A 22,559-nucleotide genomic window follows, 5' to 3' on the forward strand; every position below is an offset into this window, starting at 1 on the left:
AAGGAAGTCTGAGGTTTGTCTGAGGTAAGACTGTCCCTAGTGATCTTGTTTATTTTTAGCTTCTTGTTCTGCTTTCTTTTCTTCTTCCTGTTTCTTCTCTTCAATATCTTTCTTAGCTTCAGTTCTTTTCTGTTCTTGTTGTTTTTCTTGGTCTTCCATTTTTTTATAACGTTCTTTTTGTCTAAAACCATAAGTACTTTCTAATATGAGTTCTTCATTGTTTAAACCAGCACCAATTGCACCGGCAACTGTTGATATAGAAGTAGCAAACCAAGCAAGATTTATATAAGTGATTAAATTTGCGGAGCCACCCATTTGTAAAGTTTGACCTAAATAGCCTGAAGGCAAGACTACAAGAGTAGCAATTAAGAATAAAAAGAACAATATTATATAATAAATGATAAGTGAAACAGTTAACGTTAGCACTGTCGTCAAATTATATAACATCGTAACTCTTTTATTTCTACTTTCTTTTTTCGATTCCCATAAATGGTGCGCTACAATAATCCAAAACATCATGCCCAAAATGGCGACTACCATCATGAGTAACATGCGCCAAGATGAATAAACATAACTTAAATCCCACATCGTAGTAAAAACGATACCAAAAGCACCAGTAGTGAATGCGATGGCTACGACATTACTCAAGCTACTGAGCATGTTTAATGGGTTGTTTGCAAATGTCATACCACTGATTAAACGAAAAGAACCTTTTGTATTAGATGAAACAAAATAGTGTGTATGTTTGGAATTTGTGTCTTCTAAATATGCTGTGCGTGATTTTAAAGTTGAAAGTGGAAATTGTGATTTTAATTTCTCTTGACTTCCTTTATCGTTGTAATCATTTTTTTGTAAATCCTGTGAATGATCCATATTCACAGTTTCAATAATTCCAACTATAGATTTTTGTATACGTTTTTGAACTGGTCGCCATCCATAGGAAGGTACGGAAATTAAACTGGCACCATTACTTTTATTAATATCAAAAGCGATAACATTATTATCTTTAATAATAGGGAGGTCAGTCAGTCCTATAGTGTATTGCCAATTATTATTATTTTGGTAGTTAGCAATTTTTTCGAATATTTCTTTGGAAGTTTCTGCAGAACCAGTAAGGGGATCAACAACTGTATTGATTTTCCATTCAATATCTTTAGCGAAATAATTCGCTAATATGTCTGGCAAGTTATTTTCAAGATTGTGAGCGATTTTTTCCGTTATACCTGGTGCCGCTACTAATCCGATTTCAATCGTCCTATTTGTCATTGGAATCCTCCTCACTGTGTGATAGTTTTTTGCCATTATTGTAATCTGACGCTTGATTAGTACTATTAGTGTTATCGTCGTCTTGTTCTAGTTCTTTATATCTATAATATTGTCTGAATGAATATGTTACACGTTTGATTTTTTCAGCATTTTCAACTGTTGAACCCATGGCACCAGCTAAAATACCCAACGAAGTGATAAACCAAATAAGGTTAATATAGTTGACAAAAGTTGGTTGTTTTTCATTCAAAGAAGTCCAGCTAGAAAAGATCTCTGGTGGTACAAATAATAATGTACTTATTGTGAGTAATATAAATAATGCAGCAAAATTAAAAATGGTGATAGCGAATAATGTAGTCAATGTCGTGAAATTGTAAATGAAACGATAGGATTGTTGTGTTTTTGGATTTGGGCGTTCCCATAAATTATATGAATATATTAACCATCCGACCATGCCGCTTATAGATAATAACATGAGTAGAATAAAGCGCCAGTATTCATAATCTAAGCTCAAATCCCATGGTGTTGAGAAGATTGCGATATATGTTCCAGTTGCAAAGGATACTGAAATAATTTTTTTGAAATCTAAAATAGCAGACCAAGGTTCATTAGAAAAAGTCATGCCTAAGATTAAATGAAACCAACCTAAAAATGATGTTTTAGAAACAATACGCTTTCTATTATCTTGTTTGTTATCTTCATTTGGTATAACTTCATTGAATTTTGTTAATTTAAAATACTTTGATTTCAAAAGGCTTTTATCTGAACCTGAAGTAAAAAAATATTTAACAATAAATGTAATAAAATGACGTAGCTTGTGTTTTAAATTCACAGCACCTAATGCTGGCACAGATATTAATGCTGTTTTGTCATCTAGATTTATATCACAAATCACAGTTTTATTATTAGATAGGCTTGGTAAATCAGTGATACAAATTGTGTAGTCCCAATTCTTTTGTTTTTTTATATTTGATGCGATATCTAGTGCTTTATCCGTATGTTCAGCTGTCCCAACCATGGAAGCGACATGTGTTTCAAAATCCCAATTTGTTTTATCATCTACATGGTTATGGATATCATCGGCTAGATAATCGGAAATTTTATTAATAAGTTTGTGTGGCATGTCAGGTGAAGGAATTAAACCTATCGCTATATTTGTCATTATATCCCTCCTTTTTAAATAGTGTGTGAAATGATTAGATTCATACTTTAATTCCCGTTCATTAAGAAAATTAATCATTGCTATCTATTTTGAGTTTTTAATTGAAAGTGTATATTGCTTTGTTTGTAACTTTTCAGCAGTGGTAAACAACAATTAAGACGAAGAATTATAACGTAGGAGGTTAAAGTTAATGCCTTGGACAATGGATGATTACCCACAAAGTTGGAAAAACATGGAAAAATTAGAACTTAAAAAAGCAATAGATATTGGAAATGCGATGCTTAAAGATGGTTATAAGGAAGATAGAGCAATACCTATTGCAACTAAACAAGCTGAATCTTGGTATAAAGACGCTTCTAAAAAAGAATTAGACGAATTGAAAAACAAGAAAATAACTAAACATGAAAAAGATGATTCAGCGAACCCTGAATTAAATAATAAAGATGTTCACGTTTATTATGAAGATAATAAATGGAAGATTAAAACGGACGGTGCTAAGCAAGCTTCTGATAGTTTTGATAAGAAAGAGGATGCGATGAAACGTGCACGTAATATTGCTGATAACAGATCGACAGAAGTGAGAGAACATAAGAAAGATGAATAGCAATCAAATATTCAATTGTCCCATGAAATAATAGAACATAGAGTATGAGATTTCGGGACATAGATACTAATCGCCGAAGTACTATTCCGTTAACTTGATGGACTAGTACTTTTTTTATAAACATATTTTAGTTTGAAAAAACAACGATTTTTTAAAAGTGTACTTTATCATATTTGAAGTATCTTTTTATTTAGATAATAAATAAAAATCAGCTATAATGTAGTCTAAGTAGATTTCTTGGGAGGAAAGAAATATGTACATTGAACGTAAACCATCACTAAATATAGACGATTTGAAGGAAGAATTTGAAGAGAGTATAAAGCATATCAATAATCAAGAAGATGCATTTGATATGGTAATAGGTTTCGTTGCTTTGGAACAATTATATTCTTCAGCACTTAAAGAAATTAGTACAAAATTAGATATTTTAGATGATAATTTTCAACAAATGTATAAACATAATCCAATCCATCATATGGAGCGTCGTGTTAAAGAAATGCGAAGTTTAATTAAAAAGTTAAATCGTAAAGGATTAGAGATAAGCACAGAGTCAGCTAGAGAAAATATATTAGACATTGCAGGTATTAGAGTGATTTGTAACTATATAGATGATATTTATGTGATAGAAGAGTTATTACTTAAACAAGAAGATGTGAAGCTCTTGAAACGTAAAGACTATATTGGAAATCCTAAAGATAATGGATATCGTAGCTTACATATCGTTGTGGCAATTCCAGTATTTTTAGCTAATACAGTAGAAACTGTGCCTGTAGAAATTCAAATCAGAACAATTGGTATGGATATGTGGGCAAGCTTAGAGCATAAAATACGTTATAAAAACACGGAAAATACTGAGAACTATAGAAATGCATTAAAGCAATGTGCAAACGAAATCACAATGGTTGAAAGTAAAATGCAAAATATACATTCTGAAGTATTCGATAATTAAGTAAAACTACATTAAAGTTGAAGCTCTAATTTGTTGTTGCTGAGGAATGGATGTCGTGAGCTTCAACCGTCATAATGCTTCAAATTTTTATGAAAGTAAAATAAATATAATAACCGATATGATAGGTTCAAGACCTGTCATGTCGGTTTTTTTAGTTGAAAATAGATAAAAACACCCTTTGCAAGCGTTTGCAAATAGTGAAGTTGTGTATTACTATACTTGTATACAAGTATATCGTATTGATAAAAAGAGGTGATATCATCATGAATTATAAGTATCCAGAACAATGGCTAGAGGGTGTCTCGAAAGGTGAAATGATTGCTGCAGAGATTCGTTTAAGAATTGTTGAGGGCACAATAACGCCAGATACGTTATTGACGGAGAATCAAATTGCTAAAGAATTTAATGTTAGTCGATCACCAGTCAGGGATGCATTTAAATTATTAAAGCAAGATCAATTGATACATTTAGAAAGAATGGGCGCAGAAGTATTGCCTTTTGATGATACAGAGAAAAAAGAACTTTATGATTTAAGAATAATGTTGGAATCATTTGCGTTTAGTAGAATCAAAACTTTGAATAATGAACAGATTGTTAAAGAATTACGTAAACAATTAGAAATGATGAAAGTGGCAGTTAAATTTGAAGATGCAGAAGCATTTACTGAACATGATATGAAATTTCATGAAGTTACGATACTCGCTTCAAAGCACCAATACTTAAAAACTTTTTGGAATAACTTAAGACCGGTAATGGAAGCACTGATATTATTGTCAATGCGTAAACGCATGAGCGAGAATCCAGAAGATTTTGAGCGTATTCATCGTAATCATGAAGTGTTTATAGAAGCGATTGCGAAGCAAGATGCTGCAAAACTTAGAGAAGCATTCCATCTCAACTTTGATGATGTTGGCGAGGATGTTGACAGTTTCTGGTTAAATTAGTGTTTTAACCCGGTAAAAGAAGTAGGAGGAAAAATCATGAAATACATGATAGGTGTCGATATAGGCACAACGAGTACGAAGTCAGTACTCTACGACGAAAAAGGTCAATTTATAATGAAACACAATATCGGTTATCCATTGCATACACCGAATGTGGAAACTTCTGAAGAAAACCCAGATGAGTTATTTGATGCAGTGTTAATGACAGTTAAATATGTAATGAGAGAAGCTAATATTGCTAAAGAAGATCTTAAATTAATCTCATTTAGTGCTCAGATGCACAGTTTAATAGCAATGGATGCGAGTAACCAACGACTAACTGAAAATTTAACCTGGGCAGATAATCGCGCAAGCCAATACGCTGAACAGATTAAAAATGAACATAATGGTAATGAAATATATCAAAGAACCGGCACACCAATCCATCCTATGTCCCCGTTGGCTAAAATATTTTGGATGAAGCATGAACAACAAGAAATATACAACCAAACTGCTACATTTGCTGATATTAAGACATATATTTTCTATCAATTATTTGAGCAATTTGTTATAGATCAATCTATGGCATCATCTACTGGGATGCTTAACTTAGAAACATTAGCTTGGGACAAAGAAGCGCTAGAACTGCTAGGTATTGAAGAGACACAATTACCAGAGGTTGTACCAACAACACATATTTTAAAAGGTATGAAACGTCGCTATGCAACATTGATGGGCATAGATGAAAATACACCAATTGTGGTTGGTGCAAGTGATGGTGTACTTTCCAATTTAGGTGTGAATGCATTTAAAAAAGGTGAAGTTGCGGTGACGATAGGAACATCGGGAGCAATTAGAACGGTGATAGATAAACCACGTACAGATTATAAAGGGCGTATTTTCTGCTATGTGTTAACTGAAGATCATTATGTTATAGGTGGTCCTGTAAACAATGGTGGTGTCGTATTACGTTGGCTTCGTGATGAATTATTAGCCAGCGAAGTAGAGACTGCAAAACGTTTAGGCGTCGATCCATATGACGTGTTAACTAAAATTGCTAATCGAGTTAAACCAGGTGCAGAAGGATTGATTTTCCATCCATATCTCGCTGGTGAACGTGCCCCATTATGGAACGCAGATGCCAGAGGTTCATTCTTTGGATTAACACTAACGCATAAAAAAGAACATATGATTCGTGCTGCTTTAGAGGGTGTTCTTTACAATCTTTACACCGTATATCTTGCGCTAATCGAAGTAATGGATGAAACACCTTCGACAATTAAAGCAACAGGTGGTTTTGCGAAAAGTGAAGTGTGGCGCCAAATGATGGCAGATATTTTTGATACGAATTTAATTGTACCTGAAAGTTATGAAAGCTCTTGCTTAGGTGCATGTGTATTAGGAATGAAAGCACTTGGCGAAATTGATGATTTTTCTATTATCGAAGAGATGGTCGGTACTACAAACGAACATAAGCCGAACCAAGATAATGTGAAGGTGTATCAACAACTCATTTCTATATTTATCAACTTAAGTCGTTCATTAGAGGATCGCTACACAGAAATTGCAACATTCCAACGTGAACATATGACGGATGACAAACCATAGTAAGGCGATATAGAAAGAGCCTTTAAAGAGAAAAGTGACAAGTAAACAAGCGACACTCACGTTACGAAGAACTTGTCACATACTCTTTAAAATTTTAATTATGAAAGAAAGCGTTACCACGATTGATTAGATACATGTCTGTAAAGTTCTAATTCAATCTTTAATTTGAAAGGGGAGAACGATGATGTTTGAAACAATTTGGCCATTGATTACGGTGGTAATAGGAATTATCGTATTATTATCACTTATTATTTTCTTAAAGTTAAACACATTTATTTCATTAATTATCACATCAATTGTGACTGCAATTTTACTAGGTATGCCTTTAGATAAAATCATTGAAACAGTAGAAAATGGTATGGGAAGTACACTAGGACATATTGCATTGATCTTCGGATTAGGTGCTATATTAGGGAAACTACTCTCTGATGGTGGGGGTGCGACACGTATTGCCGACACGCTTATCGATAAGTTCGGATCTAAACATGTACAATGGGCAATGCTTGTAGCTGCGTTTATTGTAGGTATTGCCTTATTCTTTGAAGTAGGTTTAGTATTATTGATTCCTTTAGTATTTACGATTGCTAAACGTGCAAATGTTTCACAGTTAAAATTAGGTTTTCCAATGGTTGTGGCTTTATCTGTAACGCACGGATTTTTACCGCCACATCCAGGACCAGTAGTTATAGCTAAAGAATTAGACGCAAACTTAGGCCACGTATTACTTTACGGTATGATTATTGCAATTCCAGTTACAATTATAGCTGGACCATTGTTTAATAAAATTGCACAAAAAATTGCACCAACGGCTTATACACGTGAGGGCGATATATCAGCCTTAGGTGCACAAAAAGAATTTTCAGAAGAAGAAATGCCGGGATTCGGAGTCAGTTTATTAACTGCGATTTCTCCTGTTATTTTGATGTTGCTATCAACAATTGTACAATTGATTACAGGCCATGAAGAAGCTACAAATGGCTTTGAATCATTTATTTACTTTATTGGTACTGCAGCTACGGCAATGCTTATAGCTGTACTGTTTGCAATCTTTACTATGGGTATTAAACAAGGACGTAAAAACTCAGAAATTATGGATTCAGTATCTAATGCGATTTATCCAATTGGGATGATGATCTTAATTATTGGTGGTGGCGGTACTTTCAAAGAAGTATTAATTGAAGGTGGCGTTGGAGGTACTATTGCTACATTGTTTGAAGGTACAGAAATGTCTCCGATATTCTTAGCATGGCTTGTTGCTGCAGTACTTCGTATTGCTTTAGGGTCATCAACAGTTGCAGCAATCTCATCTACAGGTATCGTCTTACCATTGTTACAAGTATCAGATGTTAACGTTGCACTCGTTGTGCTTGCAATAGGTGCGGGTAGTGTTATTTTATCTCACGTTAATGATGCAGGATTCTGGATGTTCAAAGAATATTTCGGTTTGACTGTTAAAGAGACTTTCTTAACGTGGTCATTACTTGAAACTGTGATTTCAGTATCTGGTTTAATCTTCATACTTATACTTAATATGTTTGTCTAAAATAGAAAGCCAATCTGCCAACAAAGTTTAACGACTTTGTTGGCATTTTTTTGTGCACGTTTTCCGCGGGCACAGTCTCTAATCTTCGGTTAGTACTTTCTTAACGAGTCAGGAGTCGGCCCAAATAATTGCTACTTTAAACTAAAATAATCTTATGATTGAACTCATATAATAGCAAAAACATATAAAAATATAACTGAAAAAGCGAAAAAAGATTAACTTAATTTCTATTAGAATTAAATAATGAAATTGATGAACAAAGATAATCTCAATAAAGGACTCTTTAATAGCTAAGAGGATTTTTATTTAATTTATTATGAATTTTTAAATTTTTGTTGTGATTTTACGTTACTTAAATATAGATGTCGTTGAGAAGAACAACATCCAATTGCTTTAAAATGATAAAATAGAATCAATATCAAATTTCTAGCGGTATCAAAACGTCTATTTCAACCTTTTTGAGTGATTGAAAAGTGAGTTATTGATGTTACACAAATATACGAGTATTGAAATTATACACAACTCATTTATAGTAAGTAAAATAGGGGGCTTAATTATGAAAAGAATATTACTGATCGCAAGCGCATTTATTGGAGTCATTGTAGGAGCTGGATTTGCATCAGGGCAAGAAGTACTTCAATACTTTACGAGCTTTGGCATTATGGGGACATTTGGCGCTATCATTACTACAGCATTATTTGCTTATGTGGGTATGATGCTTGTTTGGTTAGGAAGTAAATCTAAGACAGATTCTCATAAAGAAGTTATACATAATATCACAGGAAAATCTATATTCGGTAAAATTTTAGGATGGATTATTGATTTAGTCATTATCTTTACACTCTTTGGTGTAGGTGTCGTTATGATTGCAGGAGCTGGATCAAACCTTAATCAACAATTCGGATTGCCTTCAATTGTAGGTACGATTCTTATGACAATACTTATTTTACTTGCAGGTATGATGAAAGTAGAGGGTGTTGTTAAAGTAATTGGGAATATAACTCCATTTTTAATTATATTCATTATAATAATTTCAGTTTATAGTTTTATGACAACAGATGTACCATTCTCACAACTTAATACAATTTCGGATGCGAAACCTTCAACATTACCGAACTGGTTTATAGCAGGTGTAAACTATGCATCATTTAATACAGCAGTTGGTGCTTCTATGGCAATTGTTATGGGTGGTTCTGAGAAAAATACAAAAGTTGCAGCATTAGGTGGTTTATTCGGTGGACTTGCATTAGGCGTTATGATTGTACTAAGTCATTTAGCTATCTTTACACAAATCGATATTGTTGGCGAAATGGAGATGCCAATGTTAGGTATCGTGAATCATATTTCACCTATACTTGGTGTCGTTATGGCTTTTGTCATTTTCGGTATGATTTTCAATACTGGTTTAGGTATGTTCTATGCATTTGCAACACGCTTTACGGTGGTAGATACGAAACGTTTTAAACTTTTCTTTACAGTTACAGTCATCATTGGTTTGTGTTTGAGTTTCGTAGGTTTTACAGATTTAGTAGCAATTTTCTATCCATTAATAGGTTATTTAGGACTTGTACTTATATTTGTATTATTCTATGCACCATTTAAACTCAAATTTGGTAAGAAAAATTCAAATGAGTAAACGTGTGAAGATACCGTAAATAGCTGTTTATCCAATTTGAATTAATATTTTGAATTAATTTTTTTGATAATAAAAAACGAACTGATTATAGAATTGTTTGATAAGTTCAAAGAAATTTAATATAAATTTCACACCCCATTCCTTATATTTTTAGATATAATAAAAATATAAGGAATGGGGTGTTTTTTTATGAATGAGGAAACGCTAGAGATTTTACAGATGCATGCGCTACAATTATTGGGAATTCGGCTAGAAGGATATGATATGAGTGATATGAATGGGGTGATTAATCATATCAAGACGCCGTTTACAAATACTGCACGCAAGCAGTTCAATAATGAGTTGAAACATTTTATCGTACAAATGCATAGCAATAAAATTTATCATTATACGAATCGTTTTGGTGTAAACTTTTTAATTTTCAAATTTAAAAAGTATAAGCAAATTTATATTGTTGGTCCATATATGGAGAAGCGACCAAATGAACGTCGTTGTAATGAGTTACTCCAAAGCTTAGATATTAAAATATCGAAACTTTCTATATTGAAGCAATATTTACTGACGATACCTTTGTGTCACCAAGTTAAAGCACAAAAAATGTGTCGCTTGGCAATTCGTTTTTTGAAAAAAAGAAATAGCATTTATGAAACTGTGAAAATTGATTTTAGTTTTCATTCGAATACAGAAGAGTTAGCAGAATCCAAAGCGCAAATGGATTATACATTAAAAGAAATAGAGTATCGTTATAATATGGAGAATCAGCTACTTACTGCAGTTGAAAATGGCAATGCTAATGAAGCTTTATCAATTCTAAATGCAATGAATTTATCAGTTGCAGGCTTACGACGTGTAAGGGATGATATTTCAAATGAACAATACAAAGCATATTTGATAAATACGTTATGCCGTAAAGCCGGAGAAAAAGCGGGTGTAAGTTTGATTCATATTGACGAAATATCTGCAAAGTATGCGGCATTAATAGATCAAACAATGGACATAGAAACTTTAGATGAAATCACCCATTCAATTGTTAAAGCATATACAGATAGTGCGATGAAAGTAAAAGCGAATGCCTATAGTCCAAAAGTAAGTAAGGTAATTCAATACATTGAAAGAAACTTAGATAGTGCATTGTCATTAAATGAGCTCGCCTCATATGTTGGTTTGGCACCAAGTTACTTGTCCAAAATATTTAATAAGGAAATTCATAAATCTATCTCACAATACATCATTGAATCAAGAGTGAAAAAGGGACGTGACCTTATTGCGAGAACTAAAATGACCGTCGCTGAAGTGGCAAATTATGTTGGATTTAAAGAGCAAAGTTACTTTACACAGTGTTTTAAAAAACAATACGGAACAACACCATTAAGTTATTGAACAAAACATAAAGAGTTTTATTAGGATAATGAAGTATAGAAAATTAGAAAAAGCATTAATTGTTTCATTTTCAGTGAATATATTATTAAAAATATTAATAAAATGATAATTATGATGTAAAACCATTGTTTAACATACAAGTTTACACACTTATATTTAAAAAATGAATTGTAGGCAAACCAAAAGAAATAGCTGAGTTCGTATGTCAATAAAAGCTGTAGTTATAGAGTTTGTGAATCACCTACGCTTACGATGTATTAATTAAGTGAAATCCATTTTATAACAACGTTGTTATTTTAATGTTGACTGTTCTGTAATTAAAAATATAATAAAGTTAAGATTCCTATAAATAAGGGTGAGCGATATGTCATTAACGATTTCAAAAGTAATTTAATTTATGGGAATAAAAAATTTTAACGATATAAGAAAACGCTTACATAATTATGTGTCTTATTATCGATTGATTGTAACAATCACTAATACATACTAAGAAACGATTAAAACAGCAAAGCGCAGTCAGGAACGTTTCTATAGTGGAAAGAGGTTATCAGCATGGTTACAGCAAAATTAAAACCGGCAAATAGTAAGTTAAAGAGTTTTAAAGAAATTCAATCACCAAGATTAAAATTCAAAGAAAAACTTGCATATGGATTTGGAGATTTAGGTAATGGCTTAATGTTTGATATGGGACAAATTTACTTACTGTTATTCTATACAGATATTTTGGGCATACCGTCAGTAGTTGGGGGAGCTGTGTTTCTTGTTGCGAAATTCTTTGATGCCTTTGTAGATACTGGAGTGGGGACTTTAGTAGATAATCAAAGGAACTTTGCTAAACGTGGCAAGTTTAAGCCTTTTATTTTGTACGGTACGATACCGCTCGCCTTACTTACAGTTTTAACCTTTATGTCACCAGATATTAGTCAAACGGGGAAAATAATATGGGCATTTGGAACTTACTTATTATTTAACGCAGCATATTCATTTGTGAATATCCCATATGGCTCATTATCAGCATCTATGACAATTAATGCAGATGATCGTACGCAACTATCAGTGTTTCGTAACTTAGGTTCACAGGGGGCTATGTTTATTTCTGGGATTGTAGTTATCCCATTAGTTAGTCTATTCCCTAGTCATGCATTGGGTTATCCAGTTGTAGTAGGTATACTTGCTGTCGCTGGTGTGACATTCCATCTATTGTGTTACAAAGGTGTTAAAGAACGCCATACAGTAGAAAGACCGAAAGAAAAAGGTATTGGTCGTAAAGCGTTTTTAAATTTATTTAAAAATAGACCATTTATCATTTTAGCATTATATACTTTATTAACGATTACAGCATTATTCTTACAACAGTCCTCGCAACTATATTACTTCCAATATGTGCTGGGTGAAGCTAATTTAGTGGGCGTTGTGAGTACATTAAACGTTATTATATTAGTACCCGCATTGTTCTTAACTACATTTTTAAGTAAAAGAGTAGGTAAGAAAATGACAGCAGTTATCGGTGTATCTGGTTTCGTTGTATTCCAATTTATTAACTTCATGTTCTTCTCCGATAACGTGTTATTATTCTTAATCGTTAATACGATTGCACAATTATTCTTAGTTATTCCTAATACTGTGACTTGGGCATTTATTGCAGACGTTGTAGAATATGGCCAATGGCAATCAGGTATTAGATCAGAAGGTATTATTTATTCAAGTTACAGTTTCACTAGAAAAATATCACAAGGTTTAGCTGGTTTCCTACCAGGTTTAGCTTTAACGCTCATTGGTTATGTACCACAAGCAGCTCAATCAGCTGAAACAATAGCAGGATTAAAAGTATTGTTCTTTATTGTACCTGCTTCACTTTGTTTAATCGCAGTGATATTGTTCTTCTTTGCATATCCATTAACTGACCATAGACATAAACAAATTGTTAAAGAATTAGCACTTAGAGAAGAATTATAATTCATTTTTAGATAATTGAACTGTTTTAGAGGGGGTTAAATCATGTTATATCCAGTGATAAATAAATATAGAAGTATCATTGATTTAAATGGCATCTGGGACTTTAAGATAGAGGGCGTAGATGATCAAATTGATGTGACACGACCATTAGATACGGATTTAGTTATTGCAGTGCCAGGATCATATAACGACCAAGGTGTTACTTCTGATATTCGTAATCACGTTGGTAATGTATGGTATGAAAGAACGTTTACAATACCTAACGTGTTAAGAAACAAGCGTGTTGTATTAAGATTTGGTTCTGCAACACATAAAGCAACAGTATATATCGATGGTAAAGAAGTAACATCACATCAAGGTGGCTTCTTACCATTTGAAGTTGACTTCGATTCGGAATTTGGTTCTGGTCAGCATCGTTTAACAGTTTGTGTGAATAATATTTTAGATGAAACCACTTTGCCAGTTGGTGAGTACAGTGAAACGATTAATAATGATGGTAAAATAATTAAGAAAAATTCACCAAACTTCGACTTCTTTAATTATGCAGGTTTACATAGACCTGTGAAAATATATACGACACCTAAAGTATTTATAGAAGATATTGAAATTGTGCCAGAAGTATTAGAAAACAGTGCTAAGGTACAATATAAAGTCACTACGAATGAAGCAGTGCCTACAATAGTTGTTAAGCTACGAGATGAAAAGGATAATATCGTAGCTGAAACATCAGGCGTAGAAGGTATCATAGAAGTAGATAATCCTCATCTATGGCAACCATTAAATGCCTATTTATATCATTTAGAAGTCACACTGTTAGATAATGACCAAGTTATTGATACGTATGCAGAGCGTTTCGGTATTCGTTCTGTAGAAGTCAGAGAAGGACAATTTTTAATTAATGGAGAACCATTTTACTTTAAAGGCTTTGGTAAACATGAGGATGCTTATTATAGTGGACGTGGTATGAATGAAGTTACAAACGTATTAGACTTTAATCTGATGAAATGGATTGGTGCTAATTCATTTAGAACATCACATTATCCATATTCAGAAGAAATGATGCGCTTAGCAGATGAACAAGGTATCGTCATCATAGACGAAACGACTGCGGTAGGTGTGCACCTAAACTTTAGCGCTATTTTATCTGGTACTACGACACGAGATACGTTTAAGGAAATAGGTACTAAAGAAGCGCATGAAGCGGTAATTAAAGATCTGATTGAGCGTGATAAGAACTATGCATGTGTAGTGATGTGGTCTGTCGCCAACGAACCGGCTTCTACTGAAAAAGGCGCTAAAGCGTACTTTGAACCTTTAGTAAACTTAGCTAGAGCATGTGATCCACAACAACGTCCGGTAACGATTGTGACAATTCTCACTTCACAACCAGATACATGTGAGGTACAAGATTTAGTAGATGTGCTGTGCTTAAATCGATATTACGGTTGGTATACACAGCCCGGCGATTTAGAAGCAGCAAAAGAAGCATTGAGAACAGAGTTAGATGGTTGGAGCGAGAAACAACCAGGCAAGCCAATTATGTTTACGGAATACGGTGCAGATACAATAGCGGGGATGCACGCAATTAATGACGAATTATTTACGGAAGAATATCAAATTCGTTATTATGAAGCCAATCATGAAGTTATAGATAACTATCCTCAATTTATAGGTGAACAAACATGGAACTTTGCTGACTTCGAAACATCTAGTGGAATTATTAGAGTCCAAGGAAATAAAAAGGGTATCTTCACTCGTGAGAGAAGACCGAAAGCAGTCGCACATTATTTTAAAAAACGTTGGGATAATATTCCTGATTTTGGATATAAACAATAACACACATGATTTATAATAAAGTTTAAACATTGAACCCTCTACGATGGATGATGGCATTTGTAGGGGGTTTATTTTGTATACATTTATAAATATCATGAAACTTTTTGCTAACTAATTTATGTAATAAGTGATTATTGTGAAAGCATTCCAATATGAAAACTACTTCATTTGATATCTTTTAACTATTAATATAATTAATATTATAAACACTATCACTTTTTAAGTTATATCCTATGTTGTTTGAAAAGTGGTAGTAGTTTAGGGCGACTCCTGACGAGTTAATAAAACACTAGCCGAGGACTACTAGTTGAGGCTGGTTCGTTGTAAAGCATGATTGAAAATGCAAATAAAGGTAACGACTGTAACGACAAATATAAAAAGGGTTTTCCATAAGTGGAAAATCCCTTTTAGTCGTTGATAAGTATTTATGTTCTTAAAATGTTTCAACAATCTAATATAGAAAACTTACTTAATATTATAATTTTGCTTGCCATTTATCTGTCCAAACTAAGTCGTTATGAGTACCTTTGAATTCACTCTCACCCATGATTTTATCTACTGTTTGTTTGATTGTTTCTGGGTTTGAATGGTAGGCATTGATATAAGCTTTGACCATTGTCGCATCGTGCAAATGAGTTGTGAAGTTTAAAGAAACGAATACTGTTGGGACTTCATGCACATACCAAGGAATTTCATTACTCATGGCAGTGCCCCATTTAATACGGTAATTATTTTCAGCTGCGTAACCAATAATATTAGCAAAGACAAGTGCTGCATCTACTTTTTCACGATACTCTAACGTTTTACCTTTAACTCGTGTAGAACCATCATTCAATGTCACATGGAAACCACGTGATTCTAATTCTTGAATAATATCTTCTTCTACATTGTTTGCAGATTTATAGATCCCATCTTTTTCACCTTCTATAATATATAACTGAATATTCTTATGCGTTTCAGGTCGAATCGGTAATTGATCTAAAGTGTTTTTAACTAAAGTGATACCTAAGTCAGCAGCTTCAGTACGCATTGCTAAATGCTCATCACAACCAATAATAGCTAAATCTTCTTGTGGGCGGATTAGTGTACCCTCTGCTTGTTGTTTATGCAAATTCATTTGAGCTTTAAGTCCTAAAATACGACGTACAGCATCATTTAAACGCTCCTCAGTGATAACACCATTTCTATAACCATTTAACATAAATTGATAATCTTCTTCTAAATCATTGAAGAATAAGAACATATCACAGCCGGCAGCTATAGATTGTGGCACATAGTCTTCACGACGCATTGCAGCGGTCATACCTAACATATGGCTGGCATCAGTAACAACTAATCCATTAAAGTTTAAGTCTTCTTTTAATAAGCCTGTAATTAATTCGGGTGCAAGTGTAGCAGGTAAGATATCTTTATCTTCAAGCGCTGGATTTAATTTTTTAGAATAAGCGGGTTGTGCAATATGACCTGCCATAATCATTTGAACACCACGATCGATATGATGCTGATAAACTTTTCCGAAACTATCATCCCATTCTTGTGTTGAGAGTTCATTTACACCAAGTACGAGATGTTGGTCACGTTCTTCAGTACCATCTCCTGGGAAGTGTTTGATACAAGTAATCATGTCACGTTCAGAGTTAAATCCATCTATAAAAGCGCTAGAATATTTTATAACTGTTTCTGCATTTGTACCATAAGCACGTGTGTTCACTATTGTATTTCGCCAATTTTGCAAAATGTCTACACATGGATCGAAATTAATATGTACGCCTAAAGCAGAAGATTCACGTGCTGATACGAGGCCAGCATTATAAGCTACTTTTGTGTCCTGTGCTGCTTCACATTGAGCAGCACTTGCGATGTAGGTACCATCTTTACAAGCGCCGTTACCACCTGAATCACAGTTTGCGGCTACTAAGACTGGAACTTTTGCGTGTTTTTGTAAATCATTGAGTAAATTTTGTACATCTTCTTTATTCCCGCCCTCATAACGTGCGCCACCAATGTGGAAACGTTCTAAGACTTCTTTATTTGTTAAGTCAGCATCATGAAACTTCTTACCGCCTTCTAAAGAAAATAAATTAAAAAAGAGTTGTCCAATTTTTTCTTCGTCTGTCAAACTGCCAAGTGTACGCTCTACCCATGAAATTTGTTCGTCATCTAAATTATAAGGTGTTGCTTTTAAATTTACTTTTGCCATAAATTTAGTTCTCTCCTTGGAAATTATTATAAAATATAGTAGTTAAGGATGATTGAATGTCTTGATTGAATCGACCTTCTTTAAATAATTTTAAATATTTATTATCAAAATCTAACCATGATTGATTTTCATGTCCTGCTAAAATAGGATAAAAATAAATATCATGCGATTTTGCAGCATCCATGTCACCCATAGCATCACCTAACATGATGATGTCTTCGGTATTGTAATATTGTTTCAATTGTTCTAAACAGTATTCTTTAGTACCAGCTTCTTGAGCAAACATGCCACTCAAATAGGGTGTAAGGTGATATGTTTCCCATTCATAAGCAACTGCGGATAAATTTGCGGAAGATACGATTGCAATATCTGCAAACGTTGAGGCATTTTTCAACGTACGTTGGACATGGTCGAAAGGACCAATACTAGGTAAATTCTTGATGTGGTCATTTACACTGTGCGACCATGCCAGTGCTTTTTGTAAGCCTAACTTTTCAGGAGAGGCTTGTATTGCTTGTTCTAGAGCCGGATTGGAAAAAGATGCAGTGGTTTGAACCCAATGCTTTATATCTTCATAACCTTCAATGTTTAATCCCTTTGCTACAAGTTCGCTTAACATTTTTTCGAGGCCTTTAAAACGATTGATCCCTCTTGTTATTTCATACAAATTAAAAGCATTCCAACGCTGTAACACAGCTTCTTTGATATCATCAAGTTGCCATTCATTTACAAGCGCAGGGCCAAAAGCGCGTTCGTGTTTAATTGTCATTGAATCAATGGCACAACCATCTGAATCAACACAAATCAATTTTTTAAATTTAGGTTGATATTGTGATAAAGTTTCGATCATATTAAATGCTCCTTTCAAAAATAATTTTTATTTATAGCTATCTAAACATTATGAATAAATAGTTAAAGTATTGTTAGTCTAAGCGTAGAGAATTTTATAAAGCGCTTACATTACACTATTAAAATTATCACGCTCAAAGCAAAAATACCATATTATTTCACGGAATAATGTGATAACTTTCACAAAATGTTTAGTTTAAGGAGGAATTTTAACAAAAAGGTTATTCTTTTAATAAAAAATATGTTTGTGAAAGAACGTAATGAGGAACTCATAGCTTATGTATTTCTATAAAAATAATAATATAAGAATACTTTCAACAACATAAAAATAAAGAAATCACTTCAATTAATTTGAGAAGTCAATTAATAAACGATTTTAATAAATAGAAAAAGCTTAAAAGTGATGATTTTGTGAAAATAATCACAAAATGCTTTCAAATCAAGTTACTATCTATTATGATGAAAGTGTAGAAGATAGAAAAGCTTAGCGAAAGTAAAAATACGGAGTGATTATAATGAGAAAAGTAATTGAGGAAGTTATTTTTTCAAATGAAAGTAGTTATGATATTTACACTCATACCGGTGTAAACCAAGGTATTATCAATGATATTAAAGATGGATACAGAAGTATTGATTATATAGCTTACGTTGATGCAGAGAAATTATACAATTATGGACTTGCAAAAAAAGTAGCTAGCTAATGATTTATACACTGTGTGCATCGAGTGATTATGGCGTTGAGTAATACCTCTCGTTATAACTGTGCAATAATGAAAGGTATTAGCCAGCTTCTAACATGGTTTTCTCCACAGTATCAACTTTCATGATTTACCGTTCGTCCGTTAGAAGCTTAAAAAGAGGCTGGGACATATCACATGTCTTAGCCTCAGTTTTTTATATTGGCAGTGGCTGACTGAATTGAAAATGCGCTGCTTATATCAAGCTTTTTTCAATTCTAGTCAGCTGTGCCGGGGTGGGACGACGAAATTTTATTAGAAAAATTAGATTTCTGTCCCACTCCCTTTTGTATTGTATATAAAATGCATACTCAAACGTTATCTTAGTATGAAGGAATCAAATATAGGACTTAAAATTATGTTTAATTTCATTGTAATCATAAACTAAATTATACAAGCACATACGAATATGGTCTTCGGTAGTGTAAGGTATACGTAAATGGTCGTTTTGTTCTATAAATTTATGAAATTCACGTTCTAATTGTTTACGCTGTGGTATGTTCATATTAATCCATTCTTCTTTATCAAATAATGATTCAAATCGAAAATCAAAGCTTGTTTTACCAATCGTTTCACGTAACTTAGCTAAGCGTTCTTCAAAATTCATGAGCCATCCTCCTTTAAGCATCGAACATATTGCTACTTATATTTATTATATACACCTACTTTATAATGAAATATGTATTCTGACAAGATAACCCAAATTCAATTATTTATTTATCCTTATAACTGCATGATACAATGTGAAAATATAAGGAAAGATTTACCTACATTATAAAGAGAGGAAGTTATAAATGGTTGAATTAAAAAATAAAGTTGCAATTGTTACAGGAGCAAGTAGTGGGATTGGTGCAAGTATTGCGCAAGTACTTTCAAGTCATGAAGTGAAAGTGGTATTGTCAGGGCGTAATGAATCACGTTTAAATGATACTGCCCAACGTATTCAAAAAGCAGGCAATGCAGACGTTGAGACATTAGCAGTGGATATTACAGACAAACAAGATGTTGAGCGCTTAGTCCAAACGGCGAAAGACATATATGGTCGTGTAGATATATTAATCAATAGTGCTGGTCAAATGCTGTCTTCAGCAATTACAGATGGTGATGTAGAGGCGTGGGATGCAATGATTGATGTGAATGTTAAAGGAACACTTTATGGCATAAATGCAGTGCTACCAACATTTTTAAATCAATCAAGTGGTCATATTATAAATATAGCTTCTATCTCTGGATTTGAAGTAACGAAAAAAAGTACATTATATAGTGCGTCAAAAGCAGCTGTACATGCGATAACACAAGGCTTAGAAAAAGAATTGGCTAAGACAGGCGTTAGGGCAACGAGTATTTCACCAGGAATGGTTGATACACCTTTAAGTGGAGCAACGGATTGGGGAGAACGTAAAAAATTAGACCCTGAAGATATTGCAGAAGCAGCTATATATGCATTACAACAACCAAGTCATGTCAATGTGAACGAAGTAACTGTACGACCAGTTTAGAAGAATATAAGTGTAGACCCGTAACTTCAAGCAGAGCTAAGGGTCTATAATGATAGTTGTAGCGATAGACTGAAAGGCGTGATTAAATGGACTTTAGATATTTAAGTGAAGCTGATGTATCACAGTATCGATTACTAAGACTCAGTTCACTCCAGACAGACCCTAATGGCTTTGCTTCTACATATGATAGAGAGATTGAATTTTCGATTGAGAAATTCAAAGTGAGGTTAGAAAATAGTGCTACTCATTTTACTGTAGGGGCTTTTGATGAAGAAACACTGGTTTGTATTGCGACGTTTTATAGTGAGACTTTAGAAAAAATAAAGCATAAAGGTAATTTAGTTTCGGTATATTGTCACCCACGATATAGACGACAAGGTATAGCTGAGCAACTAATCCAACAAATCGTTGATTATGTGGTTGAACAAAATACAATAAAAACAATCAATTTATGCGTGCTTAGTGAAAATAAACGTGCAATTAGTTTATATGAAAAGTTAGGATTTAAACGTTATGGAACTGAGCCGAAAGCACTATACGATGGAACTGTTTACTATGATGAGGACCTAATGTGTTTAGAACTTTAAGCTGATTATAAACATTGTGATTAGTAAGTCAGCATTGGGAGAAAATAATGGAACAGTATAACAAAACAGGATTACAACAAAGTAGGACACAAATACGCTCGCTTTTAACAAAATGTTAAAAATCGCTGACGCAATTAGAACAAAAGGAAATCCAAATAGTCGAACGACATTATTAAAAAATAGAATTCAAGCATTAGAAATTGCGTTAACATTGATAGATGAACAATTATAATTGCAAAAATTAGCTAATAAACGCCTCGTACATAAATGATTATGTGCAAGGCGTATTTTTAAGGACTTTAATAAACACACTAAGTTATAACCATTCAATAATTTCAATTCGGTTGCCGAATGGATCATAAATATAAAAACGATCTGCACCTTCGAGTTCATCCCCATATATAATTTCAATTGCTTTAGATTCAAGTGATTTTCTTACGTCAGTAGCGTTATGAACGAGAAAAGCAGGGTGTGCTTTTTTAGCCGGTGAAAAGTCATCTTCAACACCAACATGTAGTTGTTGGTGACCGACTTGAAACCATACGCCACCATTTAAGGCTAAGTTAGCAGGTTTGGTAATTTCTTTGAATCCAAGTGTTTCTGAATAAAATTCGCGAGCTTCTGATTCACGATTGGCCGGGGCAGCAACTTGTACATGATCAATTCCTAAAAAGTAATTTTCCATTTCAGTCATCTCCCTAATATAATTTTATAATATCAAAAGATAATTAAAAGAGCAGTAATTTTATTTATCTTATTAAATAAAGTATATATTTATTTCTTGTAAAAGTATAATTAAATTGCAATTGATAATCAATTTCAATTATAATGAAGGTATTATACAATGGGAGAGGTTATTAATTTGAAAAAAATACTATGTTTAATGTTATGTTTTATAATATTTTTAGCGGCATGTAGTAGTGGCAATGAATCTAATAAATCAGATGCAAAAGATGATAAGGATACGAAATCTTATACTACTGAGGATGGTAGTAAAGTTAAAATACCTAAAAATCCGAAGAGAGTCTTAGTTTTAACAGCAAATTACGGGAACTTAAAAAAACTAGGTGTTAAACCTGTTGGTATTACGAATGTATATCCAGACTCTAAGTATTTAGACATGGGGGAAGTTAAGAAAATTAATCCAGAAAATGTAGAAGCTGTTGCTAAGTTGAAACCAGATTTGATTATTACATATAAAGAAAATAAAAATAATAAAAAATTATCTAAAATAGCGCCAACAGTACCTATAAAAGTACAAAATATGGACTATAAAGATACTCATATTGAAATTGGTAAGTTAGTAAACAAAGAAAGCAAAGCTAAGAAACAAGCTGATGAACTATCTAAAAAGTTAGCAAAAGATGGTGAAGAAATTAAAAAAGCCATTGGGGAAGATAAAACTTTTTCAATTATGGATATTCAAGCAAAAGATATTTATCAATTTGGACCTAGATTTGGACGAGGCAGTGAAGCAATTTACGAAGGGTTTAAACTAAAAGAAGATCCCGAAGCTAAGGAAGCAATGCCAAAAGAAAAATTCATGAAAGTACCTAAAGAAAAATTCAATGACTATTCAGGTGATTACTTACTCTTACCAACAAAAGATGGTGGGAAAGTGAACAATGAATTTGTTACATCGAACATATGGCATAATAATGAAGCTGTACAAAATGGCAATGTGATCTATTATTCAATGGATGAAGCCATTTATGCTGATTTGATCTCAGTAGAAAAACAAGCAGAATTTTTCAAAAAAGAACTTTTGAAAAACAGATAAAATATAAAGTAAAAGAGAGCGGAAATCAAATTTTGATTTTCGCT

The 22,559-nt window shown here is 33.1% G+C and carries 19 protein-coding genes; 13 read left to right on the plus strand and 6 right to left on the minus strand.

The genetic code is table 11. From position 1 onward, the window contains the following. Nucleotides 1-36 precede the first annotated feature (36 nt). Both PYW44_RS02325 and PYW44_RS02330 read right to left on the minus strand, forming a co-directional pair. The gene (locus PYW44_RS02325) at nt 37-1,266 is read right to left on the minus strand and encodes an MFS transporter (RefSeq protein ID WP_069802377.1); all 1,230 of its coding nucleotides are present in this window, start codon (nt 1,264-1,266) and stop codon (nt 37-39) included. Further along, nucleotides 1,256-2,428, minus strand: coding sequence for a hypothetical protein (locus PYW44_RS02330; protein WP_069802375.1), 1,173 nt, complete (start codon nt 2,426-2,428; stop codon nt 1,256-1,258). Before PYW44_RS02330 ends, PYW44_RS02325 begins: the two co-directional genes overlap by 11 nt. Before the next feature lie 190 nt (nt 2,429-2,618). Here PYW44_RS02330 and PYW44_RS02335 point away from each other — a divergent pair, with 190 nt between their 5' ends. The 9 genes from PYW44_RS02335 (at nt 2,619) to uidA (ending at nt 14,863) form a co-directional block, all read left to right on the plus strand. Further along, nucleotides 2,619-3,032, plus strand: coding sequence for a DUF2188 domain-containing protein (locus tag PYW44_RS02335; RefSeq protein WP_002506709.1), 414 nt, complete (start codon nt 2,619-2,621; stop codon nt 3,030-3,032). Nucleotides 3,033-3,285: 253 nt separating this feature from the next. After that, nucleotides 3,286-3,981: a GTP pyrophosphokinase gene (locus PYW44_RS02340; RefSeq protein WP_002506710.1), complete on the plus strand. Its 696-nt coding sequence runs from the start codon at nt 3,286-3,288 to the stop codon at nt 3,979-3,981. 263 nt (nt 3,982-4,244) lie between these two features. Beyond that, a complete protein-coding gene (locus tag PYW44_RS02345) occupies nt 4,245-4,925 on the plus strand; it encodes a GntR family transcriptional regulator (RefSeq protein WP_021338575.1) in 681 nt (226 codons plus the stop codon). Nucleotides 4,926-4,961: 36 nt separating this feature from the next. Continuing rightward, nucleotides 4,962-6,512 carry a gluconokinase gene (gntK, locus tag PYW44_RS02350; protein WP_021338574.1) on the plus strand — a complete coding sequence of 517 codons (1,551 nt, stop codon included), beginning with the start codon at nt 4,962-4,964 and terminating at the stop codon, nt 6,510-6,512. A 184-nt stretch (nt 6,513-6,696) separates the two neighbouring features. Next, nucleotides 6,697-8,055, plus strand: coding sequence for a gluconate:H+ symporter (locus PYW44_RS02355; protein ID WP_115075951.1), 1,359 nt, complete (start codon nt 6,697-6,699; stop codon nt 8,053-8,055). A gap of 556 nt (nt 8,056-8,611) precedes the next feature. Continuing rightward, nucleotides 8,612-9,691 carry a YkvI family membrane protein gene (locus PYW44_RS02360; RefSeq protein ID WP_002506714.1) on the plus strand — a complete coding sequence of 360 codons (1,080 nt, stop codon included), beginning with the start codon at nt 8,612-8,614 and terminating at the stop codon, nt 9,689-9,691. 189 nt (nt 9,692-9,880) lie between these two features. Next, a complete protein-coding gene (locus tag PYW44_RS02365) occupies nt 9,881-11,071 on the plus strand; it encodes a helix-turn-helix domain-containing protein (protein WP_115075952.1) in 1,191 nt (396 codons plus the stop codon). Nucleotides 11,072-11,623: 552 nt separating this feature from the next. Further along, a complete protein-coding gene (locus PYW44_RS02370; RefSeq protein ID WP_021338572.1) occupies nt 11,624-13,027 on the plus strand; it encodes an MFS transporter in 1,404 nt (467 codons plus the stop codon). A gap of 42 nt (nt 13,028-13,069) precedes the next feature. Then, the gene (gene uidA, locus PYW44_RS02375; protein WP_115075953.1) at nt 13,070-14,863 is read left to right on the plus strand and encodes a beta-glucuronidase; all 1,794 of its coding nucleotides are present in this window, start codon (nt 13,070-13,072) and stop codon (nt 14,861-14,863) included. Between the two features lie 475 nt (nt 14,864-15,338). Here the strand turns inward: uidA and PYW44_RS02380 are convergent, their stop codons facing one another. Then, nucleotides 15,339-17,063, minus strand: coding sequence for a glycoside hydrolase family 3 protein (locus PYW44_RS02380; protein WP_069802369.1), 1,725 nt, complete (start codon nt 17,061-17,063; stop codon nt 15,339-15,341). Nucleotides 17,064-17,067: 4 nt separating this feature from the next. Beyond that, nucleotides 17,068-17,913 carry an HAD hydrolase-like protein gene (locus PYW44_RS02385; protein WP_069802367.1) on the minus strand — a complete coding sequence of 282 codons (846 nt, stop codon included), beginning with the start codon at nt 17,911-17,913 and terminating at the stop codon, nt 17,068-17,070. Nucleotides 17,914-18,427: 514 nt separating this feature from the next. Here PYW44_RS02385 and PYW44_RS02390 point away from each other — a divergent pair. Then, on the plus strand, nt 18,428-18,613 hold the full coding sequence (locus tag PYW44_RS02390; RefSeq protein WP_002506720.1) for a hypothetical protein: 186 nt from the start codon (nt 18,428-18,430) through the stop codon (nt 18,611-18,613). Nucleotides 18,614-18,986: 373 nt separating this feature from the next. On the opposite strand, the gene PYW44_RS02395 is transcribed toward PYW44_RS02390, so the two are convergent. Beyond that, nucleotides 18,987-19,256, minus strand: coding sequence for a DUF1413 domain-containing protein (locus PYW44_RS02395; RefSeq protein ID WP_069802365.1), 270 nt, complete (start codon nt 19,254-19,256; stop codon nt 18,987-18,989). A 187-nt stretch (nt 19,257-19,443) separates the two neighbouring features. Between PYW44_RS02395 and PYW44_RS02400 the strand changes: the two genes are divergently transcribed. Both PYW44_RS02400 and PYW44_RS02405 read left to right on the plus strand, forming a co-directional pair. After that, the gene (locus PYW44_RS02400) at nt 19,444-20,148 is read left to right on the plus strand and encodes an SDR family oxidoreductase (RefSeq protein ID WP_107510635.1); all 705 of its coding nucleotides are present in this window, start codon (nt 19,444-19,446) and stop codon (nt 20,146-20,148) included. An 86-nt stretch (nt 20,149-20,234) separates the two neighbouring features. Further along, nucleotides 20,235-20,735, plus strand: coding sequence for a GNAT family N-acetyltransferase (locus PYW44_RS02405; RefSeq protein ID WP_056935904.1), 501 nt, complete (start codon nt 20,235-20,237; stop codon nt 20,733-20,735). A 316-nt stretch (nt 20,736-21,051) separates the two neighbouring features. Here the strand turns inward: PYW44_RS02405 and PYW44_RS02410 are convergent, their stop codons facing one another. After that, nucleotides 21,052-21,420 (minus strand): VOC family protein, encoded by a 369-nt coding sequence (locus PYW44_RS02410; RefSeq protein ID WP_002506725.1) that lies wholly within the window; start codon nt 21,418-21,420, stop codon nt 21,052-21,054. Between the two features lie 198 nt (nt 21,421-21,618). Here PYW44_RS02410 and PYW44_RS02415 point away from each other — a divergent pair, with 198 nt between their 5' ends. Beyond that, nucleotides 21,619-22,515, plus strand: a complete 897-nt coding sequence (locus tag PYW44_RS02415) for an ABC transporter substrate-binding protein (RefSeq protein ID WP_226957251.1) — start codon at nt 21,619-21,621, stop codon at nt 22,513-22,515. The last annotated feature ends 44 nt before the right edge of the window (nt 22,516-22,559 follow it).

The organism is Staphylococcus equorum (assembly GCF_029024965.1).
GTDB lineage: Bacteria > Bacillota > Bacilli > Staphylococcales > Staphylococcaceae > Staphylococcus > Staphylococcus equorum.

Excerpts from the sequence above, each read along its gene's own strand:
- PYW44_RS02325 (WP_069802377.1), bottom strand. The coding sequence starts at position 1,266 with ATGACAAATAGGACGATTGAAATCGGATTAGTAGCGGCACCAGGTATA.
- PYW44_RS02330 (WP_069802375.1), bottom strand. The coding sequence starts at position 2,428 with ATGACAAATATAGCGATAGGTTTAATTCCTTCACCTGACATGCCACAC.
- PYW44_RS02335 (WP_002506709.1), top strand. The coding sequence starts at position 2,619 with ATGCCTTGGACAATGGATGATTACCCACAAAGTTGGAAAAACATGGAA.
- PYW44_RS02340 (WP_002506710.1), top strand. The coding sequence starts at position 3,286 with ATGTACATTGAACGTAAACCATCACTAAATATAGACGATTTGAAGGAA.
- PYW44_RS02345 (WP_021338575.1), top strand. The coding sequence starts at position 4,245 with ATGAATTATAAGTATCCAGAACAATGGCTAGAGGGTGTCTCGAAAGGT.
- gntK (WP_021338574.1), top strand. The coding sequence starts at position 4,962 with ATGAAATACATGATAGGTGTCGATATAGGCACAACGAGTACGAAGTCA.
- PYW44_RS02355 (WP_115075951.1), top strand. The coding sequence starts at position 6,697 with ATGTTTGAAACAATTTGGCCATTGATTACGGTGGTAATAGGAATTATC.
- PYW44_RS02360 (WP_002506714.1), top strand. The coding sequence starts at position 8,612 with ATGAAAAGAATATTACTGATCGCAAGCGCATTTATTGGAGTCATTGTA.
- PYW44_RS02365 (WP_115075952.1), top strand. The coding sequence starts at position 9,881 with ATGAATGAGGAAACGCTAGAGATTTTACAGATGCATGCGCTACAATTA.
- PYW44_RS02370 (WP_021338572.1), top strand. The coding sequence starts at position 11,624 with ATGGTTACAGCAAAATTAAAACCGGCAAATAGTAAGTTAAAGAGTTTT.
- uidA (WP_115075953.1), top strand. The coding sequence starts at position 13,070 with ATGTTATATCCAGTGATAAATAAATATAGAAGTATCATTGATTTAAAT.
- PYW44_RS02380 (WP_069802369.1), bottom strand. The coding sequence starts at position 17,063 with ATGGCAAAAGTAAATTTAAAAGCAACACCTTATAATTTAGATGACGAA.
- PYW44_RS02385 (WP_069802367.1), bottom strand. The coding sequence starts at position 17,913 with ATGATCGAAACTTTATCACAATATCAACCTAAATTTAAAAAATTGATT.
- PYW44_RS02390 (WP_002506720.1), top strand. The coding sequence starts at position 18,428 with ATGAGAAAAGTAATTGAGGAAGTTATTTTTTCAAATGAAAGTAGTTAT.
- PYW44_RS02395 (WP_069802365.1), bottom strand. The coding sequence starts at position 19,256 with ATGAATTTTGAAGAACGCTTAGCTAAGTTACGTGAAACGATTGGTAAA.
- PYW44_RS02400 (WP_107510635.1), top strand. The coding sequence starts at position 19,444 with ATGGTTGAATTAAAAAATAAAGTTGCAATTGTTACAGGAGCAAGTAGT.
- PYW44_RS02405 (WP_056935904.1), top strand. The coding sequence starts at position 20,235 with ATGGACTTTAGATATTTAAGTGAAGCTGATGTATCACAGTATCGATTA.
- PYW44_RS02410 (WP_002506725.1), bottom strand. The coding sequence starts at position 21,420 with ATGGAAAATTACTTTTTAGGAATTGATCATGTACAAGTTGCTGCCCCG.
- PYW44_RS02415 (WP_226957251.1), top strand. The coding sequence starts at position 21,619 with ATGTTATGTTTTATAATATTTTTAGCGGCATGTAGTAGTGGCAATGAA.